Raw genomic sequence first — 9,702 nt, forward strand, 5'->3', positions numbered from 1 at the left:
GGCGGGGTCCCTCGCCGTTTGCGCGCGCCGTCAGTTCCAGGTGCGGGCGCGCAGGGGCATGCCGGAGGCGCCCGAGTCCGGGGTGCGGACGGCCAGGACCTGGTTGACGGAGATGCGGTTGCGTTCGAACGCGAGGGCGGACGCCGCCATGTAGAGGAGCCAGACGCGGGCCCGGCCGGGGCTGGTCAGGGCGGTGGCCCGCGACCATCCCGCGTCCAGGTTGGCGACCCAGCGGCGCAGGGTGAGGGCGTAGTGCTCGCGGATCGACTCCACGTCACGGACCTCGAAGCCGGCGCGCTCCAGATGGGTGACCGTGGTGCCGACGGGGGCGAGCTCGCCGTCAGGGAAGACGTAGGCGTCGATGAACGCGTCGAGGCGGTAGGCGGTCTCGTCCTGCTGGGGGCGGCGGGCGATCTGGTGGTTGAGCAGCCGCCCGCCGGGGCGCAGGAGCGTGTGCAGGGCGGCCGCGTACTCCAGGTACTTCTCCGCTCCGACGTGCTCGGCCATGCCGATGGACGAGATCGCGTCGTACGGGCCGTCGGTGACGTCGCGGTAGTCCTGGACGCGGATCTCGACCACGTCGGTGAGGCCGGCGTCCGCGACGCGCTTGCGGGCGTAGGTCGCCTGCTCCCGGGAGAGCGTGACGCCGACGACGCTCACGCCGTGCTCGCGCGCCGCGTGGATCGCCATCGAGCCCCAGCCGCAGCCGACGTCCAGCAGTCGCTTGCCGGGGGGCAGGGCGAGCTTGCGGCAGACGAGTTCCAGCTTGTCGTGCTGGGCCCGCTCGAGCGTGGCCTCGGGGGCCCGGTCGGGGGACTCCCAGTAGGCGCAGGAGTACACCATGGACGGGCCGAGGACGAGTTCGTAGAAGTCGTTGCCCACGTCGTAGTGGTGGCTGATGGCGCGGCGGTCGGAGCGGCGGGTGTGGAGGTGCCCGGGGCGGCGGACCTCCTCCGGCGGCGGGGCGGGCGGCAGCGGCGGGCCGGCGAGGGCGAACAGACCGCGTACTGCCTCGCGGAAGCGGGGGTCGCGCAGGGCCTCGGTGAGGGGTCTCGCGTCCTCGCCCCGCTGCCAGACGGGGCCGGAGATGCGCTCGAGGGTGGTGTAGAGGTCGCCCTCGATCTCCAGGTCGCCGGCCACCCAGGCACGGGCCAGGCCCAGTTCGCCCGGCTTGAACAGGAAACGGCGCAGGGCTCTGCGGTTGTGTACGACGAGGGTCGGCGCGTCGGGCGGCCCGGCCTGCGAACCGTCCCAGGCGCGGATGCGCAGCCGGAAGGGGGCGGCCAGCAACTGTTCGACGAGGGCGTGGAGCCGCGGAGCGGCGTCAGCCATGATGCACACCTCCGTGAGGGGTGATCCCGGAATGTCCTGACACCACGAAAGCACTTGCGGGGCGCTGTGCCAGCACTTGGCGCCGCCGGTTGCGCAGACTTTGCCCACCCGCCCCCTGCGGCCCCGCCCGACCAGTCCCTCCGGCCCCGCCCCCGGTGGTTCCCGCATGCGAAAGGGCCGCCCGCACCACGGATGGCGGGCGGCCCTTTCGGGATGGGTCCGGGCGGGGTCAGGAAGCCTTGACCTCGGTCTTCTCCTGCTTGGGGGCCGCTGCGACCGGGGCCGGCTTCGCGGCCTCGTAGAACTCCTCGCGCGGGGACTCCAGCGCGCCGAGGGCGACGACCTCACGCTTGAGGAACATGCCGAGCGTCCAGTCCGCGAAGACGCGGATCTTGCGGTTCCACGTCGGCATCGCCAGGCCGTGGTAGCCGCGGTGCATGTACCACGCCAGCCGGCCCTTGAGCTTGATCTTCATCTTGCCCATGACGATCATCGCGACGCCCTTGTGCAGGCCGAGACCCGCCACCGCGCCCTTGTTGGAGTGCGAGTACTCCTTCTGCGGGAAGCCCCGCATGCCGGAGACCACGTTGTCGCCGAGCACCTTGGCCTGGCGCAGCGCGTGCTGCGCGTTCGGCGGGCACCAGGCGTTCTCCACGCCGGCCTTGCGGGCGGCGACGTCCGGGACCTGGGCGTTGTCGCCCGCGGCCCAGATGTAGTCGGTGCCCTGCACCTGGAGCGTCGGCGCGCAGTCGACGTGACCGCGCGGGCCGAGCGGCAGACCGTAGCGGCCGAGGACCGGGTTGGGCTTGACGCCGGCCGTCCACACGATCGTGCTGGAGTCGACCTCCAGGCCGTTCTTCAGTACGACGTGACCGTCGACGCAGGAGTCCATCGAGGTGGAGAGGTAGACCTCCACACCGCGGCCCTCCAGGTGCTCCTTGCCGTACTGGCCGAGCTTGGGGCCGACCTCGGGGAGGATCTTGTCGGCGGCGTCGACGAGGATGAAGCGCATGTCCTCACGGGACACGTTCTTGTAGTACTTGGCCGCGTCGCGGGCCATGTCCTCGACCTCGCCGATCGTCTCCGCGCCGGCGAAGCCGCCGCCGATGAAGACGAAGGTGAGCGCCTTGCGGCGGATCTCCTCGTCGTTGGTCGAGTCGGCCTTGTCGAGCTGCTCCAGGACATGGTTGCGCAGGCCGATGGCCTCCTCGATGCCCTTCATACCGATGCCCTGCTCGGCGAGGCCGGGGATCGGGAAGGTGCGGGAGACCGCGCCGAGCGCGACGACCAGGTAGTCGAAGGGCAGCTCGTACGCCTCGCCGACGAGGGGGGCGATCGTGGCGACCTTGCGGTCCTGGTCGATGGTGGTGACCCGGCCGGTGAGGACCTCCGCCTTGGGCAGCACGCGTCGCAGCGGGACGACGACGTGCCGCGGGGAGATGTTGCCGGCGGCGGTTTCGGGGAGGAAGGGCTGGTAGGTCATGTACGACCGGGGGTCGACGACCGTGACGGTCGCCTCGCCGTAGCGCATCTTCTTGAGGATGCGCCGAGCTGCGTACAGGCCTACGTACCCACCGCCTACTACGAGGATCCTGGGACGCTCCGTGGTGCTCATGCCATCGAGTATCCACCCGCCACAGGGGGGTAGCTCGTGCGCCCCTTCACAAGCTCGCACAGGGTGTGTGCTATCCTCCGCGACCCACGTGATCCAGATCATGGCGGCGAAGGGGAACCAGAGGGTATCGCGCACCGTTGTCAATGCCGCGTGAGCTGCCTCTCCGGTGATGAATGGCCCGGGTGAGCCCCCCGAAACACTCCTCCTCCAGCCCCTCGCAAAACGTCCACCCGCGCGCCTTTTGAACATGTTCACAGGGCCGTTGGCCCCCCGGAAGGGCCAACCGGGGTAGATCCACGCTCCCACAGGGCCCATTTCCTTGTGAAGAACTTCACGAAGTTTTTCGGGGCGGCTCCCCGGAGTGCCGAAAAGGGGCCCCGAAGAGCCCCTTCGACCCGCTCATACGTTGTCCGCACTGCTCAGCGGAGTGCTGCGGCGGCGATGGCAAGACCCGCCCGCGAGCACGGGATTCAGGTCAGGCCACCGACCACGCGATGCCGTCGAGGATGTCGTGCTCGCTCACCACGACCTCCTCCGCGCCGATCCGTTCCATGATCGAGAGCAGCACCAGGGCGCCCGCGGCGATGACGTCCACCCGGCCCGGATGCATCGACGGGACGGCCGCGCGCTCGGTGTGAGTGGAGCGCAGCAGCCACTCGGCGATCTCCCGGACCCGCTCCAGCGGGACACGGGAGTGGTGGATGGCCTGCGAGTCGTACTCCGGCAGCTCCTGCGCGATCGCGGACACCGTCGTCACCGAGCCCGCCAGACCCACCAGCGTGCGCGCCTCGCGCAGCGGGACCGTCTCCTCGGCGAGGTCGAGGGCGGCCTCGACGTCGGCGCGTATCGCCGCGATCTGCTCCGCGGTGGGCGGGTCGCTGACCACGCCGTCCACCACGAGGTGCCGCTCGGTCATCCGCACACAGCCGACGTCCACCGAACGCGCCGCCCGCACCCGGTCGTCGCCGACCACGAACTCGGTCGAGCCGCCGCCGATGTCCACCACCAGGTACGGCCTGGCCAGGTCGTCACGGCCCGTCAGTTCCCGCGTCGCCCCGGTGAAGGAGAACTCCGCCTCCTGGTCGCCGGAGATGACCTCCGGCTCCACGCCGAGGATGTCCAGCACCCCGCGCACGAACTCGTCCCGGTTCTCGGCGTCCCGGGAAGCGGAGGTGGCGACGAAGCGCAACCGCTCGGCCCCGTGCTCCTTGATCACCGCCGCGTACTCACGGCACGCGGCGAAGGTCCGCTCCAGCGCCTCGGGCGCCAGCCGGCCGGTGCGGTCGACTCCCTGTCCCAGGCGGACGATCGTCATACGCCGGTCCAGCTCGACGAGTTCACCGGTGACGGGGTCGGCGTCGGCGACCAGCAGCCGGATCGAGTTCGTACCGCAGTCGACGGCGGCGACGCGGGTCACTGCGCTTCTCCCGCGCCGGACGGCGACTCCGCCGGCGTCACGCACGCGCCCTTGGCCCACCACTGGGGCAGCATCGCCAGCGCCTCGTCCCCGAGCGGGTTCACCCCGGGGCCCGCGGCCAGCGAGTGCGCCACGAGGACGTGCAGGCACTTCACCCGGTCCGGCATGCCGCCCGCGCTCGGGAAGCCCTTCAGCTCCTCGATCTCGTCGCGCCGCCGGACGTAGTCCTCGTGCGCGGCCCGGTAGGCGGCGGCGAGCTCCGGGTCCGTCCCCAGCCGCTCCGTCATCTCCTTCATCACGCCGTTCGCCTCCAGCGTGCCGATCGCGGAGTTCGCCTTGGGGCACGTCAGGTAGTACAGCGTCGGGAAGGGCGTGCCGTCGGGCAGACGGGGAGCCGTCTCGACGACGTCCGGCTGCCCGCAGGGACAGCGGTGGGCGATCGCGCGCAGACCGCGCGGCGGGCGTCCGAGCTGCTGCCGGAAGGCCTCGACGTCCGCGTCGGTGGGCTCGGTGCGCTCGGTGGTCGGCGGGGGCGTTTCCATGACTGTCTTTCTATCGGTCATTCACTGGTCGGCGGCGTCGGACTTGTCGACGCCGTCCCAGACGTTCGAGTACCAGGGGCGGTCGGCGGCGCCGAGGTCGGTGCGGGACTGCTTGGCGGCGCCCGGGTCGATGACGACGAAGCCCGTCTCCCCCGGCATCACATAGTGCAGCCGCTCCCGGACCCGCTGCTCGGCGTAGGCGTCGTCCTGCCACCGTGCCTTGAGGTCGCGCAGTTCCTCCACCCGCTGCCGGGCCTGCTCCCGCTCGCGCTGGAGGTCGGCGATCTCGGCGCGCTGGGAGACGTACTGGCGCATGGGGTAGGCGAGGGCCACCACGAGGGAGCACAGGACGAGCGCGAGCAGGGCGGCGCGGCCGGTGAGGCGGGAGCGGCGGGCCTGCCGTTTGGTCTGCGAGCGGTAGACGCGGGCCGCCGTCTGCTCGCCGAGCAGCCTGATCCTGGTCGTGGTGGAGAACCGGTCCCGGTCACTCACGGATCCTCACCTCGCAGCGTTCCGCCCGTCATGTCCACCCACCTGCTGTTCGGCCGGGGGTCCGGGGGTTGTCCCCCGGGAGGGCACAGCACGGACATGTACCCCGCCTCCCGTCTCGTCCCGCGTCACACGCGCGTACGTCCCCGCACACGGTACGGGACCGGGTACGGGGACGTACGTACGACGCTGCCTGAAGGTGTCAGGCCGTGGCCGCGTCTCAGTTCGCGAAGCGGAACCGGGGGAAGGCGCTGCGGCCGGCGTACACCGCGGCGTCGTCGAGGATCTCCTCGATGCGCAGCAGCTGGTTGTACTTGGCGACGCGGTCCGAGCGGGCCGGGGCGCCGGTCTTGATCTGACCGCAGTTCACGGCGACGGCGAGGTCGGCGATGGTGACGTCCTCGGTCTCGCCGGAGCGGTGGGACATCATGCACTTGAAGCCGTTGCGCTGGGCGAGCTCGACGGCGTCGAGGGTCTCGGTCAGCGAGCCGATCTGGTTCACCTTGACCAGCAGGGCGTTGGCGGCGCCCTCCTCGATGCCGCGCGCGAGGCGCTCGGGGTTGGTGACGAACAGGTCGTCGCCGACGAGCTGGACCTTGTCGCCGAGGCGCTCGGTGATGGTCTTCCAGCCGTCCCAGTCGTCCTCGAACAGCGGGTCCTCGATGGAGACCAGCGGGTACGCCTCGACGAGCTCGGCGTAGTAGTCGGTCATCTCGGCGGCGGAGCGCTCCTTGCCCTCGAAGACGTAGACGCCGTCCTTGTAGAACTCGGAGGCGGCGACGTCGAGCGCCAGGGCGATCTGCTCGCCGGGGGTGTAGCCGGCCTCCTTGACGGCCTCGAGGATGAGGTCGAGGGCGGCGCGGTTGGAGTCCAGGTTCGGGGCGAAGCCGCCCTCGTCGCCGAGGCCGGTGCTCAGACCCTTGCGCTTCAGCACCTTCTTGAGGGTGTGGTAGACCTCGGCGCCCCAGCGCAGGGCCTCGGAGAAGGACTCCGCGCCGATCGGGGCGATCATGAACTCCTGGACGTCCACGTTGGTGTCGGCGTGCGAGCCGCCGTTCAGGATGTTCATCATCGGCACCGGCAGCAGGTGCGCGTTGGGGCCGCCCAGGTAGCGGAACAGCGGCAGGTCGCTGGCCTCGGAGGCGGCGTGGGCGACGGCGAGGGAGACGCCGAGGATGGCGTTGGCGCCGAGGGAGCCCTTGTTGTCGGTGGCGTCCAGGTCGAACATGGCCTGGTCGATCAGGCGCTGCTCGGTGGCGTCGTAGCCGACGAGCTCGGGGCCGATCTGCTCGATGACGGCGAGGACGGCCTTCTCGACACCCTTACCGAGGTAGCGGTTGGGGTCACCGTCGCGGAGTTCGACGGCCTCGAAGGCGCCGGTGGAAGCGCCGGAGGGGACGGCGGCACGACCCGTGCTGCCGTCGTCGAGGCCGACCTCGACCTCGACCGTGGGGTTGCCTCGGGAGTCCAGGATTTCCCGGGCTACGACGACGTCGATGGACGGCACGAGCATCTCCTTCATGGGATGTGACGCTGGTTCGACTAGAGCCTAACCGCCCCGGGGCCGTCGGCAGCCGACCGACCGTCCCGTGGACAGACAGACGGTACACATTGTTCCCGGCCGGAACAAAGAGGTTTCGGCAAGGAGGGTGAGCGAACACCGGGAGAACACCCGGCGGCGGAAAGAACGAACCCCGCCCCGGTGCGTACGGGGGAAGACGCACCGGGGCGGGGAGCCCATGGGGACGGGGGCGGCTCTCACGAGGCCTTGAGGGTGTGGGCCTCGCTCGTGAGGGCGCCGTGGCTTCGTCCGGAGCCGGGTGTCACTTCAGGTGAAGCTGCTGGCCCGGGTAGATGAGGTTGGCGTCGTCGACGATGTCCTTGTTCAGCTCGAAGAGCTTGGCCCAGCCGCCGGCGACCTTCTGCTTCGTGGCGATGGAGCTGAGGGTGTCGCCCTCGACGACCTTGTACTCGCCGTCGCCCTTCTTGACCTTCTCGCCGGTCGGCGTGGTGACGGTCTTCTGGCTCTTGACGGCCGGACGCTCGGTCGAGCGGGAGGCGCTCTGCTTCTCGGTGGAGCGGCTGCCCGAGTCCGAGGAGCCGGAACCGCTGTCGGAGGAGCCGGAAGCGGAGCCGCCGTCGGAGGAGCCGCCGGTGTACGCGGCGCCGGACAGGCCCTTGCCGCAGACCGGCCAGGCGCCCTTGCCCTGGCTCGAGAGGACCTTCTCGGCGACCTGGATCTGCTGCGACTTGCTCGCCTTGTCGGCGGTGGAGGCGTACTGCGTGCCGCCGTACGCGGACCAGGTGGAGGCGGAGAACTGCAGACCGCCGTAGTAGCCGTTGCCGGTGTTGATGGACCAGTTGCCGCCCGACTCGCACTGGGCGACGGCGTCCCACTCGGAGGAGGTGGCGGCGGAGGCGTTGCCCGCGGCCATCAGCGGGGCGGCGATGGCGACGCCGGTGACACCGGCCAGCGCGGCGGCACGGGTGGCCTTGGCCGGACGACGGTGCTTGCCCTTGGCGGAAAACAGCATGGTGGATCCCCTCACCGACGCCTACGAGGTGAGCTGTCGGGTTCGGGCCGGTTGAGTTGCCCGGCCACTCCTCCGTCGGAGGCGTGGCTTCACCCCTAGCCGGATCCAGCTGAACCGCTGGGCCCGGCGCTTACCTTGGGTCCCCCGCTCCTGCCCGCGGCGCTTGACGCGACGACTGTTCCCGGGCGGCCGTCGGCAGGATTCGGCGTTGCGGCAGCCGGGGCTCGGGTTGCCGAGCGGTCACGACCGTAGGCACGCGACCGACGGAATATCAAAGACGATAGGGGCTTCTGAGACTCATCCCACACTTTCACCGAACCGGACATTCGGCGCGAAAGGTGACGTGAACTCCCCCCGTTTCGGGGGGTTTTCCACCCTCTTCGCCCGCTCCCCCGCCGGGTCAGCCGACCGCGGTGACCAGGGTCTGACCGGGTGCGATGTCGGCCGGGTCGGCGCCGATGGCATCCCGGTTGGCGTCATAGAGGGCGCGCCATCCGCCGTCGACGCCAAGGGAGTCGGCGATGGAGGCGAGGGAGTCGCCGACGCGGACGGTGTAGGTGTCGGCCGCGCCGAGGGAGTTGGCGGCGTGGCGGCCGGAGGACTGGGCGGCACCGTCACCGGTGTTCTCGTCCGCGGTGGAGCCGCGGTGGCGCCCCGAGCCGAGGGCGTCGGCGCCGAGCGTCTCCGCGTCGGCGGAGCCCGCGGCGAGGGATCCGGTGTCGACGAGGCTCCAGGAACCGGCATCCTGGCCGGACTTGTCCGACTCGTCCAGTTTCGGGGACTCCGTGGGCGAGCTGTGGCCCGTCTGCGCCCCGCCGGAGCCGGCCGCGGTGTCCGGCTTCGCCGACCCGTCGTCCGCGGAGGAGGACGGGGTGGACGAACCGGACGAAGGAGAAGAATGAGAAGAAGGGGACGAAGGTGACGTGGAGGGCGAAGACTGCGCCTTCCCCGCATCCTTCTCGGATCCGGCGGAGCCGCTGCCGGAATCCTGGGAGGAGCCGGAGGAGCCCGAGGAACCGGAGCCTCTGGAGAGGTCGGCCAGGCCGGAGGTGATGGAGGAGTCGGACGAGTCGTCCGCGACGCCGGTGTCCACGTCGCCCGTGGCCGCGTCGGCGGTGAGCCCGGAGGTCAGCCCGCAGGTGCCCCACGCGCCCACACCCTCGCCGGCGAGGACCTTCTGGGCGACGGCGATCTGCTGGTTGCGGCTGGCCAGGTCGGGGCGCGAGGCGTAGTCGCTCCCGCCGTACTTGTCCCAGTCCTCCTGACTGAGGGACAGGCCGCCGTACTCACCGCCACCCTGGTTCGCGCTCCAGGAGCCGCCGCTCTCGCACTCCGCCACCCGGTCCCACACGGCGCCGTCGGCCGCGCTCGCCGCCGAGGCGCCGAGCAGGGGGATGGCGATGGCGGAACCGGTCACACCGGCCGCGACGATGAGGGCCGGGGCCTGGCGGGGGCGACGGTGACGACCGTTCCCGGTGAGCATGCGAACGCCTTTCTCGAGACAGCAGTGCCCTCGCGGCGAGCGGAAGAGGGTCGCCGCGTTGACGAGTGAACGTATCGGCAGACGATCGCTTGTCACAAGTTAATGCCGCGTAGATCACGTGAAGATCACAGACTTGAGGATCGGTCACCTTCGTTTCGCAATCCGGTCACACCACATCAGGTTTGGGAGCCGGCGCTAGTGCCGTGACCGGAAAGGTTTGCCGGGAAGCTCGCGGCGTCCGGCGCGGTGGATCGCAAGGCGGAGCATCGCCCGTGTACTGGATGTACTCG

At 70.6% G+C, this 9,702-nt stretch carries 8 protein-coding genes and 1 riboswitch; all 8 genes read right to left on the reverse strand.

Translation table 11 applies throughout. The features are described 5' to 3' along the window. Positions 1-30: 30 nt before the first annotated feature. The 8 genes from ACIRS4_RS32030 to ACIRS4_RS32065 all read right to left on the reverse strand — a co-directional run bounded on the left by ACIRS4_RS32030 (position 31) and on the right by ACIRS4_RS32065 (position 9,412). The gene (locus tag ACIRS4_RS32030) at positions 31-1,332 is read right to left on the reverse strand and encodes a class I SAM-dependent methyltransferase (RefSeq protein WP_404202672.1); all 1,302 of its coding nucleotides are present in this window, start codon (positions 1,330-1,332) and stop codon (positions 31-33) included. 229 nt (positions 1,333-1,561) lie between these two features. Beyond that, positions 1,562-2,947, reverse strand: coding sequence for an NAD(P)/FAD-dependent oxidoreductase (locus tag ACIRS4_RS32035; protein ID WP_130442453.1), 1,386 nt, complete (start codon positions 2,945-2,947; stop codon positions 1,562-1,564). A 475-nt stretch (positions 2,948-3,422) separates the two neighbouring features. Further along, positions 3,423-4,364: an exopolyphosphatase gene (locus ACIRS4_RS32040; protein WP_404202675.1), complete on the reverse strand. Its 942-nt coding sequence runs from the start codon at positions 4,362-4,364 to the stop codon at positions 3,423-3,425. After that, a complete protein-coding gene (locus ACIRS4_RS32045) occupies positions 4,361-4,906 on the reverse strand; it encodes a DUF501 domain-containing protein (RefSeq protein WP_404202677.1) in 546 nt (181 codons plus the stop codon). Before ACIRS4_RS32045 ends, ACIRS4_RS32040 begins: the two co-directional genes overlap by 4 nt. 21 nt (positions 4,907-4,927) lie before the next feature. Then, positions 4,928-5,398: a septum formation initiator family protein gene (locus ACIRS4_RS32050; RefSeq protein ID WP_404202679.1), complete on the reverse strand. Its 471-nt coding sequence runs from the start codon at positions 5,396-5,398 to the stop codon at positions 4,928-4,930. Positions 5,399-5,615: 217 nt separating this feature from the next. Further along, positions 5,616-6,902: a phosphopyruvate hydratase gene (gene eno / locus ACIRS4_RS32055; RefSeq protein WP_404202699.1), complete on the reverse strand. Its 1,287-nt coding sequence runs from the start codon at positions 6,900-6,902 to the stop codon at positions 5,616-5,618. A 316-nt stretch (positions 6,903-7,218) separates the two neighbouring features. Next, the gene (locus tag ACIRS4_RS32060) at positions 7,219-7,929 is read right to left on the reverse strand and encodes a transglycosylase family protein (protein WP_404202681.1); all 711 of its coding nucleotides are present in this window, start codon (positions 7,927-7,929) and stop codon (positions 7,219-7,221) included. Between the two features lie 3 nt (positions 7,930-7,932). Then, positions 7,933-8,101, reverse strand: a riboswitch (cyclic di-AMP (ydaO/yuaA leader). 228 nt (positions 8,102-8,329) lie between these two features. Beyond that, a complete protein-coding gene (locus ACIRS4_RS32065) occupies positions 8,330-9,412 on the reverse strand; it encodes a transglycosylase family protein (protein ID WP_404202683.1) in 1,083 nt (360 codons plus the stop codon). Positions 9,413-9,702: the final 290 nt, after the last annotated feature.

The organism is Streptomyces sp. NPDC101166 (assembly GCF_044768125.1).
Taxonomy (GTDB): Bacteria; Actinomycetota; Actinomycetes; order Streptomycetales; family Streptomycetaceae; genus Streptomyces.

Bases quoted from the DNA above. Each gene is read 5' to 3' on its own strand.
- ACIRS4_RS32030 (WP_404202672.1), bottom strand. From the start codon at position 1,332: ATGGCTGACGCCGCTCCGCGGCTCCACGCCCTCGTCGAACAGTTGCTG.
- ACIRS4_RS32035 (WP_130442453.1), bottom strand. From the start codon at position 2,947: ATGAGCACCACGGAGCGTCCCAGGATCCTCGTAGTAGGCGGTGGGTAC.
- ACIRS4_RS32060 (WP_404202681.1), bottom strand. From the start codon at position 7,929: ATGCTGTTTTCCGCCAAGGGCAAGCACCGTCGTCCGGCCAAGGCCACC.
- ACIRS4_RS32065 (WP_404202683.1), bottom strand. From the start codon at position 9,412: ATGCTCACCGGGAACGGTCGTCACCGTCGCCCCCGCCAGGCCCCGGCC.
- ACIRS4_RS32045 (WP_404202677.1), bottom strand. From the start codon at position 4,906: ATGGAAACGCCCCCGCCGACCACCGAGCGCACCGAGCCCACCGACGCG.